The following is a 24,750-nucleotide window of genomic DNA, read 5'->3' as shown; positions in this document are numbered from 1 at the left end:
GCCGTGCCCGCGGGCACGGCGGCCCGCAGCGGTTCGCGTACCGCCGTGACGGCGGTCAGCAGCACCACCGAGTCATCGAGGGCGGTCAGGCCGTGCCGGGTGTGCGGGATCGCCGTCACCTGCCCCGCGGTCAGCACCTGGCCCCAGCCGGTGCCGGTCAGCCGGACCCGGCCGCGCAGCACTTGGAGGCTGGCCGCCGGGGGCGCGTTGTGCTCGTCCAGCGACGTGCCGGCCAGCAGCGCGATCACGGTCTGCCGCAGCGGGCCGTCGTGCAGGAAGAGGTGCGCGCTGCGTCCGTGCGCGGAGGCGCGGGCGTCGTCGAGTTGGTCGCGGACGAGGGTTTCGAGATTCTCCATGGCGCTCGCCTTTCGCGTGCGGGCCGGCGGCGGGACTCCCTCTCCACGGGACTCCCCTCTCCATCGTTGTCCCTGACCCGGAGGGCGCAACCGGGGCGTTCGGGCGCGGGGTCGGCGCATGCGCATGGCAACGGCTGACGGATGCGAACGGCAACCGTCGGCGGATGCGAACGGGAACGACCGACGGATGCCAACGGGAACGACGGACACATACGAACGGGAACGACCGGAGGATACGAACGGGAATGGGGCGTCCGGGTGCTTGGGCGCGGGAAGCGGCCCGCCGCGCGCCAGTTGATCATCAAGATCCGTACGATGCGAGGCGATCCTGGATCGAAGGATAGAAAGATCGATGGCGGAAGATCGATGGCGGAGGACGATACCCGGAGGTCGGAGCCCGGTGACGGGGCCGGGGGGGCGACCGACGACCGATGACCGGAAATCCCGCAGATCAGTGGCTCGCGACCGGAGATCGGCGACCGAGGACCGAGCAATGGACACAGGACGCCGAGGAATGAGCGTCGAAGATCGAATGTGCTCCGCAGTGGCACTACCCCCCACCCCGACCGCGAAGGGTGCGTGACCGTGGCCGACCCGACCGCCCTGAACGAACCGCCTGCCGTGCCGGCCCCGGCCGCGCAGCCGGCGCGTTTTCTGACCGTGATGACGACCACCGACAGCGAGCAGAAGGCCGAGCGGCTGGCGCGCGGCGCGATCGAGGCGAGGCTCGCCGCCTGTGCGCAGATCAGCGCGCCGGTGACCTCGGTCTACCGCTGGAACGGCGCCGTGGAGACCAGCCGGGAGTGGCAGGTGCTGTTCAAGACGGCGAGCGCGCGGTACGCGGCGCTGGAGAGCCATCTCCTCGCCGCACATGACTACGAGACCCCGGAGATCATCGCGACTCCGGTCACGCACGGCGGCGCCGGCTATCTCGCCTGGGTCGCAGAGGAGACGAGCTGACGTGGCACTACCAGCCCCTATGTCGAAGGCCGTTGCGGCGGGTGCCGCCGTTGTGCACCGCCGGCGGCTGCGCTGCCGGTGGGGGAGAGCGGCGACGCTCGCCCTGGGCATGACCCTGTGCCTGGCCGCTTCCCCCGTGAGCCACGCGGCCGACGGTCCCCCCGGCGACCAGGTGTCCTACGGCCACCAGAGCCACCCGCACGGCTCCTGGACCAGCAGGGACGCCGCCGCCTACTGGACGCCGCAGCGGATGGCCGGTGCCGCGGCGCCCGACGAGCGCGGCGACGAGCCGGCCGCCCCCGCACCGCAACTCGCGCCGACCGCACGTCACTTCGACGGCATCCCGTCCGTCGGCGTGCTGTTCTCCGTCGACGGGGAGGCGCGCGAGCACCACTGCACCGCCAGTGTGGTGCACAGCCCGCACGGCAATCTGCTGCTGACCGCCGGGCACTGCAACCCGGGCGCGCGCGCCGCGTTCGTCCCGCAGTACCAGTCGGGTTCGGAATCCCAGCCCTACGGGGTGTGGGCCATCGACGACACGTTCGCCTACTCGGACCGCGCCACCAGCGGGGCCGGCGCCGACCTGGACTTCGCGTTCGCCACCGTCGCCCCGGACGAGCACGGCCGGATGATCGAGTCCGTCACCGGCGGCAACGTCCTGACCGACACGCCCGGTTACCGCAACCAGGTCAGTGTCATCGGCTACCCCAGCGCGCAGAGCGACCCGGCGGACCGCGCCGTACGCTGCGACGCCCGCACCAGCCGCCTGGTCGGCACCCGCGAACTCCGCCTGGACTGCGGTGGCTTCTTCGGCGGCACCTCCGGCAGCCCCTGGCTGGCCAACTTCGACGAGCACACGCAGACCGGCCGGGTCATCGGCCTCATCGGCGGCGTCAACGGCGGTGGTCCCAGCGGCCCGCACAGCGACCGGGTCTCCTACAGCCCGTACTTCGGGAAGGAGATCCGCAGCCTCTACAACCGCGCCGTCAAGGAGAGCGCACAGAGCGCGCAGAACACCCAGAACGCCCTGAGCGCGCAGAACCAGCAGAGCAAACAGAGCAAGCAGAGCAAGCAGAGCCAGCCGAGCCAACAGACCCGGCAGAGCCAGCCGAGCCAACAGTCCCAGCAGAGTCAGCAGAACCAGGAGCCCCAGCAGGACCAGCAGGACCAGCAGGACCAGCAGAGCCGGCAGAGCGCTCAGGGCGGTCAGGGTACGGACGGCCCGCTGGGGTTGCCGAGCACGGACAACGGGCCGAGCACGGACAGCGCGCCGGGCACGGACGACTCGCAGAGCGGACAGAACACGCCGAACATGACGGGTTCGGACGGAGGTGCCGGGCTCCTCTGAGGGCCCGGGGCCCGAGGGCGGGGGCGTGACCGGAGGCGGGTGCCGTCAGTGCAGCGCCTCCGCCACGCCCTTCTCCTTCGGGCCGAGGAACCGCGGATCGGGCCGCAGCAGCGCCTCCGCCGCCGCCTTCCCCGCCGCGAAGATCTCCCGCACGCCGCCGTAGGCCCAGGTCAGGTCGTGGTTGGCGGCGACCCCGACGCCGTACGACTCGATACCGGCCGCCGTGCACAGCGCCAGCGCGCGCCGGATGTGGAAGCCCTGGCTGACCAGAACCGCCCGGTCCACGCCGAAGACGCGGTGCGCGCGGGTGCAGGAGTTCCAGGTGTCGAAGCCCGCGTAGTCGCTGACGATCTTGTGGGCCGGGATGCCGTGCCGTACCAGATAGCCGCGCATCGCGTCCGGTTCGTCGTAGTCGTGCCGGCTGTTGTCGCCGGTGACCAGGATCGCGCGGACCGTGCCGCGGTCGTAGAGCTGCACGGCGGCGTCCAGCCGGTGGGCGAGGTACGGAGACGGCTCGCCGTTCCACAGGCCGGCGCCGAAGACCACGGCCACCGGGGCGGCGGGCGCCGCCGCGACGGTCCGGACGCGCGGGCCCGCGGTGGCGTTCAGCCAGGTCGCGGGCGCCAGGGCGAGCACGGTCAGCACCACGACCGCCTGGAACGCGCGCCGCTGCCCGCGCCGGGTCCGCGGTATCCGCGGGCGCGGCAGCCACCGCGGTACCCGCATGCCCCGTACCGCCCGGATGCCCAGCATCCGTACCCGCCGTATACAGTCCGGCAGTCCGGCCCGCCGCCCCCGCATTCCCCGCATTCCCGCCCCTGTCCGTGGCCCGCCGCCCGTGGGCGATGTCGCAAGCTGCGACGTACCACGGGCCGGCGCGGTTGCAGCCGGGGGACGATGGCGTCACGGGTCACAGGCCACGGGTCACGGGGATGGGACTGTGGCCGGGACGCCGTTCGCCACCATGGGAGAGGACCGCCGCCGATGACCATCGAGGACGAGCGCCTGCCGTTCTTCGTCTACGGGACGCTGCGGCCCGGCGAGGCCAACCACGCCCGGTTCCTGCGCGGCCGGACCGCCTCCGAGGAACCGGCCCGCATCCGTGGCGTGCTGCTCTACGAGGGCCCCGGGTACCCGTACGCCGTCGCCGGGCCGGCGGACGCCGTGGTGCACGGCGCGCTGGTGCTGCCGCGCGCCGCCGACTACGAGGACGTGCGCACCGCGCTGGACCGGCTGGAGGGCTACACCCCGGGCGCCGAGGGGAGCGGCCACAACCTCTACGAGCGGGTGGCCACCGAGGCGGTCCGCGCGGACGGCGGGACCGTACGGGCCTGGGTCTACCTGGTGGCCGGGCCGCCGGCCGCCCGGCTGCGGGCCACCGGGACGCCGGTCGCCGGCGGCGACTGGACCGGGCGCCCCGGACACCCCGCGGGAAACCCCGGATGACCCCGGATAGCCTGGACGACTCCTCCCGTACCGCGGAACCGGTGCTTCCGGTGCCCCGGAGCGGGCCCCGCAGTACCCCCGCAGAGCAGAACAGGTGTGACCCGAGTGCCTTCCAACTCCCCGAGTGCCCCCGCCCATCGCCCCCTCCCCAAGGCCGAACTGCATCTCCACATCGAGGGCACCCTGGAGCCCGGACTGGCCTTCGCGCTCGCCGAGCGCAACGGCGTCACCCTGCCGTACGCCACCGAGGACGACCTGCGCCGCGCCTACTCCTTCACCGACCTCCAGTCCTTCCTGAACCTCTACTACGCGCTGATGGCGGTCCTCCGCACCGAGGACGACTTCGCCGACCTGGCCGACGCCTACCTGGCGCGCGCCAAGGAGCAGGGCGTCCGGCACGCCGAGATCTTCTTCGACCCGCAGGCGCACACCGCCCGCGGTGTCCCCATAGGGACGGTCGTCCGCGGGCTGTCCCGCGCCCTGGACGCCGCGCCGGAGACCCACGGCATCACCACCCGGCTGATCATGTGCTTCCTGCGGGACGAGAGCGCCGACTCGGCCCTGGAGACCTTCGAGGCGGCCCGCCCGTACTTCGACCGGATCACCGCCGTCGGCCTGGACTCGGCCGAGGTCGGCCACCCGCCGTCGAAGTTCCGGGAGGTCTACGAGCTGGCGCGGCAGGCCGGGCTCAAGTGCGTGGCCCACGCGGGGGAGGAGGGCCCGGCCTCGTACGTCTGGGAAGCGCTGGACGTCCTCGGCGTGGACCGGATCGACCACGGGGTGCGCTCCCTTGAGGACGAGCGGCTGGTGGCCCGCCTGGTGGCCGACCGCGTCCCGTTGACCGTCTGCCCGCTCTCCAACGTCCGGCTGCGGGTCGTCGACGACCTCGCCGGCCACCCGCTGCCCGCCATGTTGGACGCCGGGCTGCTGGTGACCGTCAACTCCGACGACCCGGCCTACTTCGGCGGCTACGCGGACGACAACTTCATCGCCGTACGGGACGCCCTGGGGCTGGACGACGCGACGCTGCGGACGCTGGCCCGCAACTCCTTCCTGGCCTCGTTCCTGGACGAGGAGACGCGGGCCGCGTACCTGAAGGAACTCGACGCGTTCTGACGGGGAGTCGGTTCTGGTTCGCCGAGCAGACCTGGGTCAGACCGGCTCCACCCGCTCCAGCCGCACCGCGCACACCTTGAACTCCGGCATCCGGGACACCGGGTCGAGGGCCGGATTGGTCAGCGAGTTGGCCCGGCCCTCGCCGGCCCAGTGGAACGGCATGAACACCGTGTCCGGGCGGATCGTCCCGCTCACCCGGGCCGGTGCGACCGCCCGGCCGCGCCGGGAGACCACCGCCACCGGCTCGCCGTCCGCGACGCCGAGCCGCTCCGCCAGCTGCGGATGGAGCTGGACGTACGGGCCGGGCTCGGCCGCGTTCAGCTCGGCCACCCGGCGGGTCTGCGCCCCCGACTGGTACTGGGCCAGCACCCGCCCCGTGGTCAGCACCACCGGGTACGCGGTGTCGGTCTCCTCGGCCGCCGGGCGGTGCGCCACGGGGACGAACCGGGCCCGGCCGTCGGGCGTCGCGAACCGGTCGAGGAAGAGGCGCGGGGTCCCGGGGTGCGGGACCGGCGGCGCCGCCGCGGAGTCCGCCGGTTCGCCGTCTGACATCCCGTTGGTCGCCGGCCCGCCGCCGGGCGCCCCGTCGGCCGCCGGCTCGCCGTCAGCTGCGGGCTCCGGCCCCGCCGGGCACGGCCAGAACACCCCGTCCTCCGCCGCGATCCGCCCGTAGGTGATCCCCGAGTAGTCCGCCGGACCGCCCGCCGACGCGCGCCGCAGCTCGTCGAAGACCTCCTCCGGGTCGCTCGGAAAGCCCTTGGCGTGCCCCAGCCGCGCCGCCAGACCGCCGAGCACCTCCAGGTCCGTCCGCACCCCGGGCGGCGGGTCCACCGCGCGGCGGCGCAGCAGCACCCGGCCCTCCAGGTTGGTCGTGGTGCCGGTCTCCTCCGCCCACTGGGCGACCGGCAGCACCACATCGGCCAGTTGAGCCGTCTCGGACAGCACCACGTCCGCCACCGCCAGGAAGTCCAGCGACCGGATCCGCCCCTCCACATGGGCGGCGCGCGGCGCGGAGACGACCGGGTTGGAGCCCATCAGCAGCAGCGCCCGGACCTCGCCGCCCAGCGCCTCCAGCAGTTCGTACGCGCTGCGGCCCGGACCCGGCAGCGACTCCGCCTCGACGCCCCACACCTGCGCCACATGGCGGCGCGCCGCCGGGTCGTCCAGCTTGCGGTAGCCGGGCAACTGGTCCGCCTTCTGGCCGTGTTCGCGTCCCCCCTGGCCGTTGCCCTGGCCGGTCAGGCAGCCGTAACCGGACAGCTCCCGGCCCGCCCGCCCGGTCGCCAGGCACAGGTTGATCCACGCCCCCACGGTGTCGGTGCCCTTCGCCTGCTGCTCCGGGCCGCGCGCCGTCAGCACCATCGAGGACGGGGCGTCGCAGAACATCCGGACCGCTTCGCGGAGTTGCGGAACCGGAACGCCGGTGATCCGTTCCACCATCTCCGGCCAGTGCGCCATCGCGGCGGCCCGCGCCTCCGGCCAGCCGCTGGTGCGCTCCGCGATGAACTCCTCGTCCGTACGGCCCTGCGCCACCACCAGGTGCAGCAGCCCCAGGGCCAGCGCCAGATCCGTGCCGGGCCGGGGCGCGAGATGCAGATCGGCCTGCTCGGCGGTGCGGGTGCGGCGCGGGTCGACGACGATCAGCCGGCCGCCGTTCTCCTTCAGCTCGGTCAGATAGCGCAGCGCCGGCGGCATCGTCTCGGCCAGGTTGGACCCGACCAGGATGACGCACCCGGTACGCGCCACATCGGCCAGCGGGAACGGCAGCCCGCGGTCCAGCCCGAACGCCCGGCCGTGCGCCGCCGCGGCCGACGACATGCAGAACCGGCCGTTGTAGTCGATCTGCGACGTGCCGAGCACCACCCGCGCGAACTTGCCCAGCGTGTACGCCTTCTCGTTCGTCAGCCCACCGCCGCCGAACACCGCGACCGCGTCCTTCCCGTGGGCCGCGCCGGCCCGCCGCAGCCCGTCCGCGACCCGGTCCAGCGCCTCGTCCCAGCCGGCCGGCACCAGCTCCCCCGTGGCGGCCTCCCGCACCAGGGGGGAGGACAGCCGCGCCCCCGGAGTGAGCAGCTCGGCGGCGGTACGGCCCTTACCGCACAGGGCGCCCCGGTTCACGGGGAAGGCGGTCCGCTCGACGACCTCCACGGCGGGCCCGGCACCCCGGCCGGCGGGCCGCAGACCCATACCGCATTGCAGGGCACAGTACGGGCAGTGGGTCTCAACGGTCGCGGCGTCCATGCACACAGCGTGGTACGGGCCTGTTACGGGCACGGATCGGGTGTGTTTCGGGCGGGCGGCGGAGACCTCCCACGGGGCGCGCGGGCCGCTGAGGTGCGACGGCACACAGAGTTCCCACCGGGGAAACGGAACCGCAACGAACGGTTGCCAGGCTCGGTCCATGACGGCGCCGACACCCCACCACCCCGCTCCGGATCCGCACGACCCCGCCGCCCCGCCCGCCGCCCCCATCGGCGCGGCCGAGCTCGCGTCCGCGATCACCGACCAGCTCAACAGCCGGCTCCGCACCGTCCACCTGCACGGCTACCGGCGCCCCACCGGGACCCGCCCCGCCCCCGAGGCCCCCGCGCCCGCCCCCGCCCGGGCCGCCGCGCCCACCCTCGTGGCCGTGGCCCACGGCAGCCGCCACCCCCAGGCCGCCCCCACCGTCCGCGCCCTCCTCGCCCGCGTCCGCGCCCTCCGCCCCGGCCTGCCCGTACGCCTCGGCCACATCGAGCTCGACCGGCCGCTGCTCGCCGACACCCTCGCCGGGCTGCGCGGCCAGGCCGTTCTCGTACCGCTGCTCCTCACCCACGGCCACCACGTCACCCACGACCTGCCGGCCGCACTCGCCGCCGCCGACCACCTCACCGGCCGGATCGCCGCACCCCTGGGCCCGCACCCCCTCCTCGCCGAGGCGCTGCACGACCGCCTCCTGGAGGCCGGCCTGTCCGCCCGCCCCCGGGCCCGCAGCGCGGTCGTACTCGCCGCCGCCGGCTCCCGCGCACCCCGCTCCGCCGAGGACACCGCCCGCACCGCCCGGCTGCTCTCCGCCCGCCTCGGCGGCCTGCCCGTCCTCCCCGCCTACGCCTCCGCCGCCGCCCCCACCGTCCCCGAGGCGATACGGACCCTCACCGCTCGCGGCCACGACCCCCGCCGGATAGCCGTCGCCGCCTGCTTCACCGCCCCCGGCCGGTTCGCCGACCAGTGCGCGGCAGCCGCCCCCGGGCCCGCCGCCGGCCCCCTGGGCGACCACACCGCACTGGCCCGGCTCGTCCTGCACCGCTACGACCAGGCGCTCAGCGCGCGTACCGGATCCGGCACCGAGGGCATCAGGGCGGCTACCGTCGCTGTATGACGGGCACAACACCGACCACCCCTCCGCCCCCGGAAGCGGGCCCGGCTCCGCACCCGACGACTCCCGGCTACACCGCGGCCGACGCCGAACGCTGGGTCCCCGAACCGGACAAACGCCCCGGACGCACCGCCTTCCAACGCGACCGCGCCCGGGTCCTGCACTCCGCCGCGCTGCGCCGGCTCGCCGGCAAGACCCAGGTCGTCACCCCCGGCACCCACACCCACGCCTGGGACGCCAGCCCCCGCACCCGGCTGACGCACTCCCTGGAGTGCGCCCAGGTCGGCCGGGAACTGGGCGCCGCCCTCGGCTGCGACCCCGACCTGGTCGAGACCGCCTGCCTGGCGCACGACCTCGGCCACCCGCCCTTCGGCCACAACGGCGAACAGGCCCTCAACGAGGTCGCCGCGCCCTGCGGCGGCTTCGAGGGCAACGCCCAGTCGCTGCGGCTGCTGGCCCGTCTGGAGCCCAAGCGGTTCGTGCCCGCCGCGGACGGCCACCCGGTCAGCGTCGGCCTCAACCTCACCCGCGCCGCCCTGGACGCCGCCACCAAGTACCCCTGGCCGCGCGGCGGGCACCCCGACGACCCCGACTCCCCGAAGTTCGGCGTCTACGAGGACGACCTGCCGGTCTACGCGTGGTTCCGCGCCGGCGCCCCGACCGCCGCCCGCAGCTTCGAGGCGCAGGTCATGGACTGGTCCGACGACGTCGCGTACTCGGTGCACGACGTCGAGGACGGGCTGCACGCCGGCCACCTCGACCCCAACGTGCTGCTCGCCGACGCCGAACGCGCCGAGATCTTCGCGGTGGCCGCCGAGCGCTACGCCCCCGGCGCCGGCGAGGCGGAACTGGCCGCCGCCCTGGACCGCCTCCTCGACCAGGAGTGGTGGCCGCACGGCTACGACGGCACGGCGCTCGCCCAGGCCCGCCTCAAGGACGCCACCAGCCAGCTGATCGGCCGGTTCTGCCAGGCCGCCGAGGGCGCGACCCGGGCCCGATGGGGGTACCCCCGGAGCCGTCCGGGCTCCGGCGGAGGGGCCGGGCGGCTCACCCGCTACGCGGCGGAGCTGGTGGTTCCGGCCGAAACCCGGCTGGAATGCGCCGTTCTCAAAGCGGTCGCCGACCGGTACGTCATACAGCGCCCCGACCAGGAAGCCCTCCGCGCCGACCAGCGCGTGGTGATCGCCGAACTCGCCGAGGCGCTGCTCGCCCGCGCCCCGGACGGCCTTGATCCGCAGTTCCGTTCGCTGTTCGCCGCGGCGGCCGACGACACCGCCCGGATGCGCGCCGTCATCGACCAGATCGCGGCCCTCACGGACGCCTCCGCGCGCTCTCTTCACGCCCGTCTCACACGTCCCCCTGGTAACGCTTGGGGCAACCCAGGGTGACCCTAGGGGGGCAGCCCCTCTTCCCCCATCACGCTCCGTGCGGGACGCTCGTCCACGACGATTCGCACGGGGCACCGCACACGAACGAACGGAGCAACGGGGGCACGCGCAACGGGGAGCACCAACGGGGGCGACAACGGGGGCGTTTACGGACGCGGACGCGGACGTACGGCACCGCAACGAGGAGGAAGCAAGTGGTCGACGCACACCAGACGTTCGTCATCGTCGGGGGTGGCCTGGCCGGAGCGAAGGCCGCGGAGACTCTCCGCGCAGAGGGATTCACCGGCCGGGTGATCCTCATCTGCGACGAGCGCGACCACCCCTACGAGCGGCCCCCGCTCTCCAAGGGGTACCTGCTCGGCAAGGACGAGCGGGACAGCGTGTTCATCCATGAACCCGCCTTCTACGCCCAGGCCCACATCGAGCTCCACCTGGGCCAGCCCGCCGTCCACCTGGACCCCGCGGCCAAGACCGTACGCCTGGGCGACGGCACCCTCATCGCCTACGACAAGCTGCTGCTGGCCACCGGCGCCGAACCGCGCCGCCTGCACATCCCCGGCACCGGGCTCGCCGGCGTGCACCACCTCCGGCGCCTCGCGCACGCCGAACGGCTGCGCGGCGTGCTGGCTTCCCTGGGCCGCGACAACGGCCACCTGGTCATCGCCGGCGCCGGCTGGATCGGCCTCGAAGTCGCCGCCGCCGCCCGCTCCTACGGCGCCGAGGTCACCATCGTCGAGCCCCAACCGACCCCGCTGCACGGCATCCTCGGGCCCGAACTCGGCGCGCTCTTCACCGACCTGCACAGCGAACACGGCGTCCGCTTCCACTTCGGCGCCCGCTTCACCGAAATCGTCGGCCACGACGGCATGGTGCTGGCCGTCCGCACCGACGACGGCGAGGAACACCCCGCCCACGACGTACTCGCCGCCATCGGCGCCGCCCCGCGCACCGCCCTCGCCGAACAGGCCGGCCTCGACGTCGTCGACCGCGCCGACGGCGGCGGCATCGCCGTCGACGCCGCGCTGCGCACCTCCGACCCGTACATCTACGCCGCCGGCGACGTCGCCGCCGCCGACCACCCGCTGCTCGACACCCGGTTGCGCGTCGAGCACTGGGCCAACGCCCTCAACGGCGGCCCCGCCGCGGCCCGCGCCATGCTCGGCCAGGACGTCAGCTACGACCGCATCCCGTACTTCTTCTCCGACCAGTACGACCTCGGCATGGAGTACTCCGGCTACGCCCCGCCCGGCTCGTACGACCAGGTCGTGTGCCGCGGCGACGTCGGCAAGCGGGAGTTCATCGCCTTCTGGCTCAGCGAAGGACGCCTGCTGGCCGGCATGAACGTCAACGTCTGGGACGTCACCGACACCGTCCAGCAACTGATCCGCTCCGGCGCCCCGTTGGACCCCGAGAAGCTTCAGGACCCGTCCGTTCCTCTGGAGTCGCTGGTGCCGTAGGGGGCTATAGGGGCTATAGGGCGCAGGAGACCCATGGCCGCCACGGGTACGTCCGTCCCGGCCGGTGGCGGGTCCCGTTCGACGACGTCCGGGAGGCCGCCAGGCGGGAGGCCGGTAGGCGGCCGGTGGGCCGGGCGCACCCCACGCCCCTGCCGTGCTCCCGGGCCCGGCGCCCCCCGGCGGCAGCGGGCCGACGTCCGCCGCTACCGCTGCTGCCGCTGCTTTGAACCCCGGCATCCGCATGATCGGCGCCGAGCCGGAGGGTAGCGGGCGACGCGCCGGAGGGGGGCGACGTGGGGGAGCGGGGCGGCGACGCGGGGAGGGGCAGCCAGGGGCGCGGCGGGCTGCCGGGCCGACGGGCGGGGCTGTGGGGCCGGCGGGCGGGGCCGGGCGGTCGGTGTGGGCGGTGCGGGCCGGGCGGACGCGGAATGCTTCCCCCGCCCCCTCCCCCTCTCCCCCTTCGGGGGAGGGGGCGGGGGGTGGGTTCGGGGGTGGGGGGAAGCGGAGGCCCCGCCGCACGCCCTCGCCAACCGACTCCAAGGCAACCGACTCCAAGGCAGCCGAGTCCAAGGCAGCGAGTCCGGGCCGCACCGGCCTGAGCCCCGCCCCACCCCCCCGCACCGAACCCCGCCCCGCCCGGCGATGTCCGACCCCCACCGTAGAATTCAGGCGTGGCAGGCAGGATCAACGATGACGATGTGAAGGCGGTGCGGGACGCGGTCCCGATCGACGCCGTCGTGTCCGAGTACCTCCAGCTCCGCAACGCCGGCGGCGGCAATCTCAAGGGCCTGTGCCCCTTCCACGACGAGAAGTCCCCGTCGTTCCACGTGAGCCCGGCCAAGGGGCTCTACCACTGCTTCGGCTGCCAGGAGGGCGGCGACACCGTCGACTTCATCATGAAGATCGACCACCTCTCCTTCGCCGAGACCATCGAGCGCCTCGCCTCCCAGGCCGGCATCACCCTCCGGTACGAGGAGGGCGGCTACACCCCCGGCCGCCAGCAGGGCGAGCGCACCCGCCTCGTGGAGGCCCACAAGGCCGCCGCCGCGTTCTACGTGGAGCAGCTGGACGCCCCCGAGGCCGAGATCGCCCGGAAGTTCCTCGCCGAGCGCGGCTTCGACCAGGCCGCAGCCCAGCACTTCGGCGTCGGCTACAGCCCCGCCGGTTGGGATCACCTCACCCGCTTCCTGCGCGGGCGCGGCTTCAGCGACCAGGAGCTGATCCTCTCCGGCCTCTCCCAGGAGGGCCGCCGCGGCCCCATCGACCGCTTCCGCGGCCGTCTGATGTGGCCCATCCGCGACATCGCCGGCGAGGTCGTCGGCTTCGGCGCCCGCAAGCTCCGCGACGACGACAACGGCCCGAAGTACCTGAACACCCCCGAGACCCCCAACTACCGCAAGTCCCATGTCCTGTACGGCATCGACCTCGCCAAGAAGGAGATCGCCAGGACCAACCGCGCGGTGGTCGTCGAGGGCTACACCGACGTCATGGCCTGCCATCTGGCCGGGATCACCACCGCCATCGCCACCTGCGGCACCGCCTTCGGCGAGGGCCACATCAAGATCCTCCGCCGTCTGCTGATGGACAACTCCGGCTCCGAGGTCGTCTTCACCTTCGACGGCGACGCCGCCGGCCAGAAGGCCGCGCTGCGCGCCTTCGAGGACGACCAGAAGTTCGCCGCCGAGACCTCCATCGCGATCACCCCCGGCGGCATGGACCCCTGCGACCTGCGGCTCGCCAAGGGCGACCAGGCGGTCGCCGACCTCGTCGAGTCCCGTACCCCGCTCTTCGAGTTCGCGCTGCGCCACGTCGTCTCCCGGCACAACCTGGACACCACCGTGGGCCGGGCCGCCGCGCTGGACGAGGCGGCCCCCATCGTGGCGAACATCAAGAACAGCTCCATCCAGCACGAATCCGCCGTCCAGCTGGCCGGCATGCTCGGCATCCTGGACACCCAGTTCGTCGTCCGCCGGGTCGGCCAGCTCGCCCGCTGGGCCCGGGAGCGCGGGCGCGACGGCGGCTCCGGCCAGGGCCGCCCGCAGCGCCCCGGCCCGGCCCCGGCCGCCGCCCCGCAGCGCCCCGCGGCCGGCACCGGCGGCCCCGCCCTCAACCTCCGCAGCCCCGCCCACCGCGTCGAGCGGGAGCTGCTCAAGCTCGCACTCCAGCGCCCCGACCTGGTCTCCCCGGCCTTCGACGCATACGGCGCCGACGAGTTCACCGCGCCGCCCTACGCCGTGGTCCGCCAGTGCATCGAGGACGCCGGCGGCGCCGCGGCCGGCGCCGCGGACAGCGGCTATGTCCCCCGGGTCCGCGAGGCGGCGCCCGACGACACCGTCCGCGCCATGGTCACCGAGCTCACCGTGGAGCCGCTGCACACCCGCCGCGAGCCCGACGAGGCGTACGCCGGCGTCCAGTTGGTCGCCGTCCGCCTCGCCGCCGTCAACCAGCGGGTCACCGAGATCCGCGGCACCCTCCAGCGCTTGGGCCCGCGCGCCGACCCCGAGCACCTGGCCGCCGTCCAGAACGAGCTCTGGGTCCTCCAGCAGTACGGCCAGGCCCTCCGCGAGCGCGGCTACGGAGCCCTGTAGCGGCGCCTCCCGGGCCGCCCGGCACCTCCCGGTAGCCATCCGGTCACGGACCGGACTCAAAAAGTGCCCGCACGCCCCTCGTGGCGGGAGTGTGTCGTACTCCACACTGAGGAACGGTGCCTGAGTCCTCGGAGCGCGGCACACCCGGTCGTACGCACCCCCGTACGGGCCGCGGGTCGCCCGCGCAGCCGTTCGTGACGTACGGGACGGACGGCGGCTCGGCCGCGACCGTTCCCGGGCTCTCTGCCGCCCCAGACGCGATCACCCTGGAGGTCGCCCCCGTGCAGACCCAGACCCTCCCCGACGCACCGGCCGCCGGCACACCGGCCACCCCGGTCAACGCCGACCTGCCGACCGGGCAGGTCACGGTCCCGCAGCAGCCCGAACCCCCCGCCGCCGAGATGGTCCTGGAGGAGATCACCCCCGAGCCGCCGCCCCACCCCGGGACCGGCAGCCCGTCCTCCGACCTCTTCCGCCAGTACCTCCGCGAGATCGGCCGGATCCCGCTGCTCACCGCGGCCGAGGAGGTCGAGCTCGCCCGCCGTGTCGAGGCCGGCCTGTTCGCCGAGGAGAAGCTCACCGGAACCCCCGACCTGGACTCCCAACTCGCCTACGACCTGGACAAGTTGGTGGTCCTGGGCCGGATGGCCAAGCGCCGCCTCATCGAGGCCAACCTCCGCCTCGTGGTCTCCGTCGCCAAGCGCTACGTCGGCCGCGGGCTGACCATGCTCGACCTCGTCCAGGAGGGAAACCTCGGACTGATCCGCGCCGTCGAGAAGTTCGACTACGCCCGCGGCTACAAGTTCTCCACCTACGCGACCTGGTGGATCCGCCAGGCCATGTCCCGCGCCCTCGCCGACCAGGCCCGCACCATCCGCGTCCCGGTCCATGTCGTCGAGCTGATCAACCGCGTCGTACGCGTCCAGCGCCGGATGCTCCAGGAGCGCGGCTGCGAACCGACCCCCGAGGAGGTCGCCGCCAGCCTCGACCTCACCGAGGAACGCGTCAGCGAGGTGCTGCGGCTAGCCCAGGAACCGGTCTCCCTGCACGCCCCCGTGGGAGAGGAGGAGGACGTCGCCCTCGGCGACCTCATCGAGGACGGCGACGCCGCCTCACCCGTCGAATCCGCCGCGTTCCTGCTGCTCCGCGAACACCTCGACGCGGTCCTGTCCACCCTCGGCGAACGCGAGCGCAAGGTCGTCCAGCTCCGCTACGGCCTGGCCGACGGCCGCCCCCGCACCCTGGAGGAGATCGGCCGGATCTTCGGCGTCACCCGCGAACGGATACGGCAGATCGAGTCCAAGACCCTCAACAAGCTCCGCGACCACGCCTTCGCCGACCAGCTCCGCGGCTACCTCGACTGAGCCCCGGCGCGCCGGCGCCGCGGTCCGGTCAGCCCTCCCACTGGAACGCCCCCGGATGGGCCTCGTCGCGCACCGCCGCGTACTGCTGGCGCACGGCCTGCCAGACCGGCAGCTCCTCGCCCGGCTCGAAGACCTGGCTCGCCGCCGCCGGCCACTGCGGAGGCTCGGTGTACCCCGGTCCGCCGTCCCCACCGGCGGCCGGGGTACCCGTACGGTGCGCCGTGTTCCACGCCCAGGCCGCCTGCCGGGCCGCGCCCAGCGCCGCGTAGTCGGCCGGCTGCGGCACCACGACCTGCGCCCCGAACAGCCCGGGCGCCGCCGCCTGCACCGCGCCCAGCTCGGCCGCCGCGCCCAGCAGGAACACCCGGCGCACCGCGACGCCCCGCCCGCGCAGCACGTCCAGTGCGTCCGCGAGCCCGCACAGCATGCCCTCCACGGCCGCCCGCGCAAGATGCTCCGGCTTCATGCTCTCCCGGCGCATCCCGTGCAACGACCCTGCGGTGTGCGGCAGATGAGGCGTCCGCTCGCCCTCCAGATAGGGCAGCAGCACCATGCCGTACGCGCCCGGCGACGACTTCAGCGCCAGGTCGGACAGCCCCGCCGGATCCGTGCCGAGCATCTCCGCCGCACCGCGCAGCACCCGCACCGCGTTGGTGATGTGCACCACCGGCAGATGCCGCCCGGTCGCGTCCGCGAACGAGGTGATCGTCCCGGACGGATCGACCAGCGCCTCGTCGTGGATGCCGAAGACCGACCCCGAGGCGCCCAGCGACACCACCGCGTCGCCGACGCCGACCCCCAGCCCGAAGGCCGCGGCCATCGTCTCGCCGGTACCGGCCGAGATCAGCAGCCCCTCCGGCGTGAAACCGGCGGTGCCCGACGGGCCCAGCACCTCCGGGAGCCGCACCTGGTGCCCCAGCGCCAACTCCACCAGGTCCGGCCGGTACGTGCCGTTCGCCGCCGACCAGAAACCGGTCGCCGAGGCCCCGCCCCGGTCCGTCGTCCGCCGCGCCGGCCGGCCCAGCAGCTGCCAGGCCAGCCAGTCGTGCGGCTGCATGACCTCCGCGATCCGCGCCGCGTTCGCCGGCTCGCTACGCGCCAGCCAGCGCAGCTTGGTCACCGGGTGCGCCGCCTGCGGCACCGACCCGACGGCCTGCGCCCACGCGGACCGGCCGCCCAGCGAATCCACCAGATCCGCCGCCGCGCTCTGCGCCCGCTTGTCGTTGCCCACCAGCGCCGGCCGGACGAGGTTCCCGTCCGCGTCCAGCGGTACCAGCCCGTGCTGCTGCGCGGAGACCCCGATGGCCTGCACGCCCTCCAGCAGCCCGTTCCCCGCGGCCTCGCCGAGTGACATCAGCCACGCCTGCGGATCGACATCGGGCCCCTTCTCGACGGGGTGCGGTGCATACCCCTGCCTGACGACGGCACCCGTGTCCGCATCGCAGACCACGATCCGTGTGCTCTCGGACGAACTGTCCAACCCGGCGACTATCCCCATGGCCCCAGATGATGCCCCATGGGCCGCATGGGGAGAGAGTCAGGGTTTGCCCGGCAGGGGCCCGGGCGCCTCCGGAGCCTCAGGTGTTGCTGGTGCCCCAGTCGTCCTCGTCGGCCGCACGCTGCTCGCGCAGCGACCGCACCCGCTCGGCGACCGGCGCCGGCAGCCGCCCCTCGATCTTCGCGGAAACCGTCCCGAACACCTTGGTCGCGGTCTGCCGCCCGGTCAGCGCCGCGGACTCGGCGGTGTTGCGGACCGCGGGGTTCTGCGCGATCCGCTGCGCGCCCTTCCTCAGCTGCTCGTACCGCTCCCGGCCGGCCCGCGTGCCGAGCACATACCCCACCGCCAGTCCCGCGATGAACGTGAGCCGGTAGCGCATCGCTCCACCTTTCCCTTGCCGCTCGATCCCCGTCCGGTGCCGGGAGGCAGCGGACCACCGGGCTGCGCACCTGCCCTCCGGCGCCGGAGATCACCTGCGGCGATCTGAGGCGATACCGATTGGCGGAGCACCCCCCTGCTTGCGCTAATGTATGTGTCGCAGCGAGCGCCCGCCGTCCGGAAGCCCGGACAGCGATGCATTCGAGGCACACAGAGCAATCCCCTGTAGCTCAATTGGCAGAGCAGCCGGCTGTTAACCGGCAGGTTACTGGTTCGAGTCCAGTCGGGGGAGCTCGGTCCCCTGTAGCTCAATTGGCAGAGCATTCGGCTGTTAACCGGAGGGTTACTGGTTCGAGTCCAGTCGGGGGAGCAGAAAGAACGAGGACCCCGCGCGGGGTCCTTTTTCTTGTGCCCGGGAACCGAACGACCGGTGATCGAAGTCCTTTTGGGCAGGCAAGGTCGCCCGACGGCAGCCCGCACGGGCAGCAGATCGTATGAGCGGCTATGCTGCGGCAGACGGCGCGCACAAATGTGCGCGACGCGCCGTGAGGGGGCGGTAGCTCAGCCGGTTAGAGCAGCGGACTCATAATCCGTCGGCCGTGGGTTCGAGTCCCACCCGCCCCACCGCAGCCTGGTAACGCAGAAACGATCAGACCAGGTGAGAGCACGGCGGAAGGGCCCTCGCGGAAGCGCGAGGGCCCTTTTCCTGCGGTTCGTCCTGCGGTTCGTCCTGTGGATCGTCGTCCGGCTCGTCGTCCGGCCCCGTGGTGTCGCTTCCGGGGCGGCGGCGCGGCCTCCCGGTCCGCGGTCCACGGGGTCCTGCCGGCGGGGGCTGCTGCCGGGGACAGAGGTCAAGGGGCGGGGGCGGGTTTGCGGACGTCGTGGGTGATCCAGACGCAGGGTTCCCAGTACGCGCCCCGGTCGCGGGCGTGGTCGATGTGGAGGGTGTCCAGGCCGCCGGGGAAGACGTAGGCGCCGTCGTCGGGGAAGGCCATGCCGGTCCAGGACTCCCATTCGGCGACCGTGCCGGTGATGCGGGAGGACTGCGCCACGGCGGCGGCGATGGTGCCGCCCTGGCGCACCTGGGTGCGGATCCAGGGGTCGAAGGGGGCGCCGTCGGGGCGGGTCCAGGACGCGTAGCGCTCGATGGGGACGAGGGGGTAGCGGTCCTTCCAGGTGGGGCGGACCGGGACGATGACATGGGAGAGGCCGGCGGCGCGGGCCATGTCGGCCATGTGCCCGAGGAGACGGGTGGCGTGGCCCTTGCCCTGGTGGGCGCGCGGGATCTCGATGCCGAGGGCGCACAGCACGTCCGGGGCGGCCCCCGCGTCGTGCTCGCGGAACGCCGCCTCGATGGACGCGTCGAGGCCGGTGCCGAGGCCCTCGGGGGTGCCGTCCCAGGTGCGCGGGAGGGTGCGGCCGGCGCCGAGGACGGTGTCGGTGTCCGGGTCGTGGAGCAGGAACTGGTGGTCGGCGAAGTCGCTGAAGAGGCGGTGCCAGAAGCCGGCGTTGATATCGCCGTGCAGGTTGTATTCGGGGACGATACCGGCGAAATCGCTGCTGATGCGGTCCCAGAGTTCGGGGCGCTCGGAGTGGTGCACGAAGGCGGGTGTCATGCGGCGCTCGCTCCGGTCTTTTCGGCGGCCCAGATGACGACCAGGGGGATTCCCTCCCAGGCGGCGCGGGCGGCGTCGGCGATGTATTCCTCGTAACCGCCCGGTGCCAGCCGCCCGTTGAAGACCGGTTCGTGGCATTCCCGGACGGTCAGTCCGGCGGCGGAGAAAGCGGAGAGATAACTGCCGTGGAGGTGACGGTGGTTGCGCACGAATGCCAGCCGGCCGGTGTCGTGGACGAAAAGACACTGGCCCTGGAGGGAGACGACGAACGGGTGCAGGTCGGAGACGATGACCCGGCCGCCGGGGCGGACCACCCGGGCCAGTTCGCCGATTCCGGCGCAGAGGTCCGGGAGATGGGTCAGGGCGAGGGAACAGACGGCGAGGTCGACGCTGTTGTCGGCCAGCGGGAGTTTTTCCAGACGGCCCTCGCGGAATTCCGCGCCGGGTGCTTTCCGGCGGGCGTGCGCGAGCATTTCGGGTGACTGGTCGACGCCGATGGTGCGGTAGCCGCGGGCGGTCAGGGCGGCGGTCTGGCGGCCGGTGCCGCAGGCCGCGTCCAGGGCGGTGCCGACCGGGCCGCGGTCCAGCAGGCCGTGCAGGATCGGCTCCTCGACCTCGATGAAGGCGCTCGGCAGCGAGTCGTAGCGGGTGGACCAGGACGCGTAGCCGTCCGCGGCGCCGAGTTCGCTGACCGGCTTCCGGCGGTCGGGGAGGTCGGTAGTGCTGTCGTCGGCGAAGGCGCGGATTTCCGCCAGGCGGGCCGCGAGGAATTCCTCGTCGGCGTCCATCGCATGCCGTAGCAGGGCCAGTCCCTCAATGCCCAGTACCAGTTCCCTTACCCGGAATTCACTGCACATTGGCTGCCTTTCGTTGGCCGGAATTTTCGTTGTTGCGGACCGGTTCCGCACCTAGCATGGCGCGGGTGATCGAGGGATATATGGATCGTGAGAGTGTGATAGTCGGACGGCGTCTCAGGTTTCATGTGTCGACGGATGCCCGGGAATTCCGGGTCCGTTTCCACCGGCTGGGACGGGAACTCGCCTTCATGGCGGAGACCGGCCCGTATCCGGGCGTCCCGGCCGCCGCGCCGCCGCATCCGGACGGTGTCCCGGAGCATGCCTCGCCGGCCGTGGACTGGGACTGGCCACCGTACGACCACCGCATTCCCGGCGACTGGCCGCCGGGGATCTATCTCGCCCACTTCGTCGAGGAGGAGCGGAGCGCGGCGGGGGAGGAGCGCCGGGACCGGGACGTTCCGCTGCTGGACGACGCGGGGATCGCGGGTTTCGGCCGGGAGTTCTTCGTCGTCCGGCCGCGGCATCCCGGTGCCGGTGGGGCCCGCATCCTCTACAAGAAGTCGACCTACACCCGGCACGCCTACAACTGCGGGGACCGCGCCGACGCACAGCGGTCCGCCAGCCTCTACGAGCACCCCGTCTACCAGGAGGGCGGCGCCGACCGGCCCCGCGGCCATCAGCTCAGCCTGCACCGGCCCGGCGGCGTCAACGACCTCGCCTACTGGGACGCGCCGTTCATCGCCTGGCTGGAACGCAGCGGCTACCAGGTCGAGTACTGCACCGACCTCGACCTCCACGAGGAGCCGGGGCTGCTCTCCCCGTACCGGCTGCTGCTGAGCGTCGGGCACGACGAGTACTGGAGCGCGGCGATGCGCGACCGGGTCGCCGAGTTCGTGCGCGGGGGCGGCAACGTGGCGTTCTTCAGTGCCAACACCTGCTGGTGGCGGGTGCATCCGGTGGACGGCAACAGCGCGTTCGTCTCGGACACCGACCACCACGTGGGCACCGAGTACCCGCATCTCCCGGCGACCGACCTGTGGTGGCCGGCGCCGCCGGACGGGGTCGGGGAGCCGGAGAACGCGCTCACCGGTGTCAGCTTCCGCAACGGCGGGATGTGGCCGGGGGACTGGCCCGGCGACCGGCCCCGCGAGGGGTACCGGGTCCAGCACGCCGACCACTGGGTCTACGAGGGGACCGGCCTGCGGGACGGCACGGACGGCGGCACCCCGGACGCCCTGGGCGCCGGGACCGCGCTGATCGGCTACGAGTGCGACGGCGCGGCCTTCGCGACGGACGCGGCCGGCGTGGCCCGCGCCACCGGGGCGGACGGCACTCCGGAGTCCTTCCTCATCCTGGGGATCTACCTCCTGGATCCGGTGCACGACGACTTTCACCACCTGAAATGGGGGCACTGGAACTGCCCGGCGCGCGAGCCGGCGATCACCGGCCCGCGCGCCGCCACGATGGGGCTCTACACCGCCGGGGGCACGGTGTTCACGGCCGGCACCACCGACTGGCCGGTGGTCTGCGGCCGGGAACTGGACCCCGGCGTCGTCCGGGTGACCCGGAACGTGCTGGACCGGCTGGCCGGCCCGGCTACACCAGAGTGCTGAGCGCGGCCAGCGAGGAGATCCGCACGGCCCCGTCCGGCAGCGGCGGGGCCGTCCCCCCGACGGCCCGGTCGGCCCGCCACAGATGCGCGGCCCGCATCCCGCAGGCCAGCGGTCCCGCGACGTCCGGCTCCCACATGTCCCCGACGAACAGCGCCTGCCCCGCGGGAACCCGACACCGCTCCAGCACCGTCCGGTAGATCAGCGGATGCGGTTTGCGGGCGCCGGCGCGGGCCGAGGTGACCGCGGTGTCCACCAGCCCGGCCAGGCCGACGTCCTCGATGGCGCGGTCCAGGTCCCAGTACCAGTTGGAGCAGACCGCCACGTGCAGGCCCCGGGCGCGCAGCCCGGCCAGCGCGTCCGGTACGTCGTCGAAGAGCGCCAGCCGGAGGTCCTTCATCGCCCGGTCGAGCTCCACGGCGAGTTCGCCGGCCGCCGGCTCCGGGACGCCGCACTCCCGCGCCCGGCGCCGCAGCCGGTCCACCTCCCAGGCGCGGTACGCCTGTTCGCTGACGGAGTGGGCGGCGTGCTGCTCGCCGTCCCGGGGCCCGACCGCCCACTGGTCGCCCCATTTCCCGGCGGCCTCGGTCAGGCCCCGGCGTGCGAACAGCGACCGGTGGCTGGGCGGCAGCGGTTCGACCAGCCGCACCAGGGTGCCGTAGAAGTCGAGGATCACGGCCCGGATGCCGCTCCCGGCGATGTCCCCGCGGTCGTCCGGCACCGGCGTCAGTACCGTCCGTAGCGGTGCGGGAAGTAGTCCTCCAGCGTCCCGTCCCGTTCGATGTCGACGGTCGCGCAGTGCAGTCCGCCGCCGAACGGGCCGACCGCGCGGAACGGCACCGGCACGATCTCGAAGCCGTACGAGGAGAGCTGGTCGGCCAGCGGGACCTCCTTCTCCTCGATGCACAGGGTGTTCGGGTCGAGGTTGAGCATGTTGCCGGCGAGCCACGGGCTGCAGTACGACAGCCGCGGCTGGTGCTCCCAACTGGCCGGCTGCACCGCCTCGATGATCTCCCAGTCGTTGCGGCGGAAGAACTCCATCAGCTCGGCGTCCGCCAGCCGCTCACCGCAGTGCAGCACCAGGCCGGGGCGGAGCGGCACCCAGGTGGCGTCGATGTGCAGCGGGTGGGTGTTGGTGGAGGTCACCGCGTGCACCCGGAAGTCGGAGAAGTGCCGCTTGAGCCACCGGTATCCGCTGCGGTTGGTGACGAACGACAGCTGGACGAACAGGTCCTTGCCGAAGCGCGCGATGTCGGCCGCGTCGAACAGCGGCTCGGCCTCGGTCAGCGCGAGGTCGTAGTCGCGTACCCGGGCCAGCTGCTCCTCGGTGCCGAGGGTGTGGTAGGTGTCCCAGAATCCGGGCTTGTAGGAGGCGTCGGTCAGCCGGGGCTTGGGCGCCGCCTCCCAGCGCATGTTCTCGTCGGCGTCGAAGAGGCGCTGGAGGATGGGCCGGTAGCAGAGGTACTCGAACCAGCGGCTGCGGTACGACATGGTCGCTTCGAGGATCTCGCTGCCGACGGTCAGCAGCAGGTCGCGCGGCGGCATGCAGCCGGACATCGTCTCCTGCGTCCAGTCGGGCGTGCCGACCTGCCGGTTGAAGTCGAGGGGAGTGGGGCGGTCGACGCGGATGCCGCGGCGGCGCAGCAACTCGGCGAAGTTGTCCAGCTGTTCGTTGGCCTCGGCGGTCATGTCGGCCGGCATCGGGCCGTAGGTGCCCAGCGGGTAGCCGTCGTCGGGGAAGTCCCGCTGCACGGCCGGTTCGGGGGCCTGTACGACCGTGTTGTCGGCGCGTCCGACGACGACATGCCGCAGGGGGTCCCAGCCGTTCCAGGAGTTGACCTTCAGGGGCCGGGTGGCCGGATCTGCGGCCGCCGTGCCGTACTCAGTCACGTGCAAACCCTTCGATAGGGGACGTGGGGGACACCCGTGCAAAAGTGAGGCAGCGGGGGCGGCAGCGTCAAGAGCGGCTCTCCGGCGCACCACGGTTTTTGCGTCAAATCACCGCCGTATTTGCTGTGGTGAATGCGGACCGGAATGTGGTCCGGCCTGCCGTACCGACGTTCCCGTATTCCCCGGCCGGGCATTCGGAGGCGGCGGAATTTCTGGCCGGAAAGACTCCCCGGGGTAACGCGCGGGATACGTGGGGTAGATAGCACGCCGGTTTCGACAACCCCGAGGGAGGAGATCATGGTGGGGCGTGTCTCCCGTTCAGCGGTGGCCCTGGGGGCGGTTGCGGTGCTGGGGCCGGTGGCCGGCTGCGGCGGGCCGGTGGCGGCGGACCGCTCGGGGGATCTGACGGTGTGGCTCACCGTCGACGCCCAGGAGAGCTGGCCGGATCTGGTCTCGCACGTGAACGACCGGTTCCGCCGTATCCATCCCACCGTCCACGTCACGGTGCAGTACCAGCAGTGGACGAGCAAGAACCAGAAACTCGACGCGGCACTGGCCGGGCGGCAGGTCCCCGATGTCGTCGAGATGGGCAACAGCGAAACCACCAACTACATCGTCAACGGGGCGTTCGCACCGGTCGATCCGGCCGGGTTCGATCATTCCGGGGAATGGCTCGGAGCACTCCGCGACGCCTGCCGCAACGACGGAAAGACGTACTGCGTGCCGTATTACGCGGGACCTCGGGTCGGTATCTACCGCACCGATCTCCTCCACCGGGTCGGCGTGGACCGGGCGCCGCGCAGCTATCCGGAGTTACGGGCGGATCTCGACAGGCTGAAGCGGAAGTTCGGCGCCGCCGACCGGAATTTCTCCGCGTTCTACATGCCGGGCCGCTACTGGTACGCCGCGATGGCCTTCGTCAAGGACGCGGGCGGCGAGATCGCGGTGCGCAGGGACGGCCGCTGGCACGGCGCGCTGTCCTCCGCGGCGTCCGTCAAGGGCCTTTCCGCCTGGAAGGACCTGCTCGACGCGTACTACGTGGGCGACCGGTCCAAGGACAACGGCGACGAGCCGGCGGTGGTCGGGCAGGGCCGGGCCGGCATGTTCTACGGCAACACCTGGGAGGCCAGGGCCGCGACGGACAGCAGGTCCGGCGGCAGTCCGCAACTGCGCGGAAAATTCGCCACGTTCGCCTTCCCGGGCCCCTCGGGCGGACTGCTGCCGCCGTTCCTGGGCGGCTCCACCCTGGCCGTCCCCGCCAGGTCCGCGCACCGGAGCCTCGCCCAGGACTGGATCCGGCTGCTGACCGACCGCACCTCGCAGCGCCGGCTGATCGCCGCCGACACCCTGCCCAACAACACCGCCCAGCTGCGGGAGGTGGCCGCCGGCGGCAGCAACGGCCCGGCCGCGCGGGCCGCCGGGCGCGGCTGGCTGACCCCCCTGGCGCCGGGGTGGACAGCCGTGGAGAAGTCCCAGGTCCTCCAGGAGACGCTCCAGGACATCGCGACCGGGAAGCGGTCGGTGGCGGACGCGGCGCGGGCCGCGGACCGCCGGATCGACGCCGTGATCAACGAGAACTGACG

20 protein-coding genes and 3 tRNA genes are annotated in these 24,750 nt (G+C 73.2%); 14 read left to right on the top strand and 9 right to left on the bottom strand.

The window, feature by feature from the left end:
• The coding region (locus tag RZ84_RS11530; RefSeq protein WP_107068260.1) for a cupin domain-containing protein at positions 1-356 on the bottom strand (356 nt) is incomplete at its 3' end.
• A 585-nt stretch (positions 357-941) separates the two neighbouring features.
• Between RZ84_RS11530 and cutA the strand changes: the two genes are divergently transcribed.
• Together cutA and RZ84_RS11520 are read left to right on the top strand one after the other, a co-directional pair.
• Positions 942-1,316 carry a divalent-cation tolerance protein CutA gene (gene cutA / locus RZ84_RS11525; protein WP_241777663.1) on the top strand — a complete coding sequence of 125 codons (375 nt, stop codon included), beginning with the start codon at positions 942-944 and terminating at the stop codon, positions 1,314-1,316.
• Between the two features lies 1 nt (position 1,317).
• Positions 1,318-2,664: a trypsin-like serine peptidase gene (locus RZ84_RS11520; protein ID WP_198539971.1), complete on the top strand. Its 1,347-nt coding sequence runs from the start codon at positions 1,318-1,320 to the stop codon at positions 2,662-2,664.
• Positions 2,665-2,709: 45 nt separating this feature from the next.
• On the opposite strand, the gene RZ84_RS11515 is transcribed toward RZ84_RS11520, so the two are convergent.
• Positions 2,710-3,390, bottom strand: coding sequence for a SanA/YdcF family protein (locus RZ84_RS11515; protein ID WP_043269644.1), 681 nt, complete (start codon positions 3,388-3,390; stop codon positions 2,710-2,712).
• A gap of 258 nt (positions 3,391-3,648) precedes the next feature.
• Between RZ84_RS11515 and RZ84_RS11510 the strand changes: the two genes are divergently transcribed.
• Together RZ84_RS11510 and RZ84_RS11505 are read left to right on the top strand one after the other, a co-directional pair.
• Positions 3,649-4,110, top strand: coding sequence for a gamma-glutamylcyclotransferase family protein (locus RZ84_RS11510; protein ID WP_043264243.1), 462 nt, complete (start codon positions 3,649-3,651; stop codon positions 4,108-4,110).
• Between the two features lie 96 nt (positions 4,111-4,206).
• Positions 4,207-5,226: an adenosine deaminase gene (locus RZ84_RS11505; RefSeq protein WP_198539970.1), complete on the top strand. Its 1,020-nt coding sequence runs from the start codon at positions 4,207-4,209 to the stop codon at positions 5,224-5,226.
• Between the two features lie 36 nt (positions 5,227-5,262).
• Here RZ84_RS11505 and RZ84_RS11500 read toward each other — a convergent pair whose 3' ends face one another.
• Positions 5,263-7,467: a molybdopterin oxidoreductase family protein gene (locus RZ84_RS11500; protein ID WP_043264242.1), complete on the bottom strand. Its 2,205-nt coding sequence runs from the start codon at positions 7,465-7,467 to the stop codon at positions 5,263-5,265.
• Between the two features lie 160 nt (positions 7,468-7,627).
• Between RZ84_RS11500 and RZ84_RS11495 the strand changes: the two genes are divergently transcribed.
• The 5 genes from RZ84_RS11495 to RZ84_RS11475 all read left to right on the top strand — a co-directional run bounded on the left by RZ84_RS11495 (position 7,628) and on the right by RZ84_RS11475 (position 15,378).
• Positions 7,628-8,584, top strand: a complete 957-nt coding sequence (locus tag RZ84_RS11495; protein WP_043264241.1) for a sirohydrochlorin chelatase — start codon at positions 7,628-7,630, stop codon at positions 8,582-8,584.
• Positions 8,581-9,969 (top strand): deoxyguanosinetriphosphate triphosphohydrolase, encoded by a 1,389-nt coding sequence (locus tag RZ84_RS11490; protein ID WP_043264240.1) that lies wholly within the window; start codon positions 8,581-8,583, stop codon positions 9,967-9,969. The genes RZ84_RS11495 and RZ84_RS11490 overlap by 4 nt, the downstream gene beginning before the upstream one ends.
• Positions 9,970-10,163: 194 nt before the next feature.
• Positions 10,164-11,426: an NAD(P)/FAD-dependent oxidoreductase gene (locus tag RZ84_RS11485; RefSeq protein ID WP_043264239.1), complete on the top strand. Its 1,263-nt coding sequence runs from the start codon at positions 10,164-10,166 to the stop codon at positions 11,424-11,426.
• Positions 11,427-12,097: 671 nt separating this feature from the next.
• Positions 12,098-14,014, top strand: coding sequence for a DNA primase (gene dnaG, locus RZ84_RS11480; RefSeq protein WP_043264238.1), 1,917 nt, complete (start codon positions 12,098-12,100; stop codon positions 14,012-14,014).
• Between the two features lie 116 nt (positions 14,015-14,130).
• Entirely contained in the window at positions 14,131-15,378 is a 1,248-nt protein-coding gene (locus RZ84_RS11475; RefSeq protein ID WP_043264237.1) for an RNA polymerase sigma factor, read from the top strand.
• A gap of 28 nt (positions 15,379-15,406) precedes the next feature.
• Here RZ84_RS11475 and RZ84_RS11470 read toward each other — a convergent pair whose 3' ends face one another.
• Both RZ84_RS11470 and RZ84_RS11465 read right to left on the bottom strand, forming a co-directional pair.
• Positions 15,407-16,876 (bottom strand): FGGY family carbohydrate kinase, encoded by a 1,470-nt coding sequence (locus RZ84_RS11470; protein WP_078893693.1) that lies wholly within the window; start codon positions 16,874-16,876, stop codon positions 15,407-15,409.
• 79 nt (positions 16,877-16,955) lie between these two features.
• Positions 16,956-17,255 carry a hypothetical protein gene (locus RZ84_RS11465; RefSeq protein ID WP_043264235.1) on the bottom strand — a complete coding sequence of 100 codons (300 nt, stop codon included), beginning with the start codon at positions 17,253-17,255 and terminating at the stop codon, positions 16,956-16,958.
• Positions 17,256-17,473: 218 nt separating this feature from the next.
• On the opposite strand from RZ84_RS11465, the gene RZ84_RS11460 reads away from it, so the two are divergent.
• From RZ84_RS11460 to RZ84_RS11450, 3 genes are all read left to right on the top strand, one after another.
• Positions 17,474-17,546 (top strand) — tRNA-Asn (locus RZ84_RS11460).
• Positions 17,547-17,551: 5 nt separating this feature from the next.
• A tRNA-Asn gene (locus tag RZ84_RS11455) sits at positions 17,552-17,624 on the top strand.
• Between the two features lie 180 nt (positions 17,625-17,804).
• Positions 17,805-17,878, top strand: a tRNA-Ile gene (locus tag RZ84_RS11450).
• Between the two features lie 227 nt (positions 17,879-18,105).
• Here RZ84_RS11450 and RZ84_RS11445 read toward each other — a convergent pair.
• Together RZ84_RS11445 and RZ84_RS11440 are read right to left on the bottom strand one after the other, a co-directional pair.
• Positions 18,106-18,870, bottom strand: coding sequence for a GNAT family protein (locus tag RZ84_RS11445; protein ID WP_043264234.1), 765 nt, complete (start codon positions 18,868-18,870; stop codon positions 18,106-18,108).
• On the bottom strand, positions 18,867-19,727 hold the full coding sequence (locus RZ84_RS11440; RefSeq protein ID WP_043264233.1) for a class I SAM-dependent methyltransferase: 861 nt from the start codon (positions 19,725-19,727) through the stop codon (positions 18,867-18,869). Before RZ84_RS11440 ends, RZ84_RS11445 begins: the two co-directional genes overlap by 4 nt.
• A gap of 125 nt (positions 19,728-19,852) precedes the next feature.
• Between RZ84_RS11440 and RZ84_RS11435 the strand changes: the two genes are divergently transcribed.
• Positions 19,853-21,280, top strand: coding sequence for a N,N-dimethylformamidase beta subunit family domain-containing protein (locus RZ84_RS11435; protein ID WP_052229886.1), 1,428 nt, complete (start codon positions 19,853-19,855; stop codon positions 21,278-21,280).
• Here RZ84_RS11435 and RZ84_RS11430 read toward each other — a convergent pair.
• A complete protein-coding gene (locus RZ84_RS11430; RefSeq protein ID WP_052229885.1) occupies positions 21,264-21,998 on the bottom strand; it encodes an HAD family hydrolase in 735 nt (244 codons plus the stop codon). The genes RZ84_RS11435 and RZ84_RS11430 overlap by 17 nt on opposite strands.
• Positions 21,999-22,003: 5 nt before the next feature.
• On the bottom strand, positions 22,004-23,167 hold the full coding sequence (locus RZ84_RS11425; RefSeq protein ID WP_078893692.1) for a serine/threonine protein kinase: 1,164 nt from the start codon (positions 23,165-23,167) through the stop codon (positions 22,004-22,006).
• Between the two features lie 297 nt (positions 23,168-23,464).
• Between RZ84_RS11425 and RZ84_RS11420 the strand changes: the two genes are divergently transcribed.
• Positions 23,465-24,748, top strand: a complete 1,284-nt coding sequence (locus tag RZ84_RS11420; protein WP_043264232.1) for an extracellular solute-binding protein — start codon at positions 23,465-23,467, stop codon at positions 24,746-24,748.
• Positions 24,749-24,750 lie beyond the last annotated feature (2 nt).

Source organism: Streptomyces sp. CT34, assembly GCF_000805335.1.
Classification (GTDB): Bacteria; Actinomycetota; Actinomycetes; order Streptomycetales; family Streptomycetaceae; genus Streptomyces.
The sequence above is the reverse complement of the archived record's forward strand: the minus strand, read 5'-3'. Positions and strand labels throughout refer to the sequence as shown.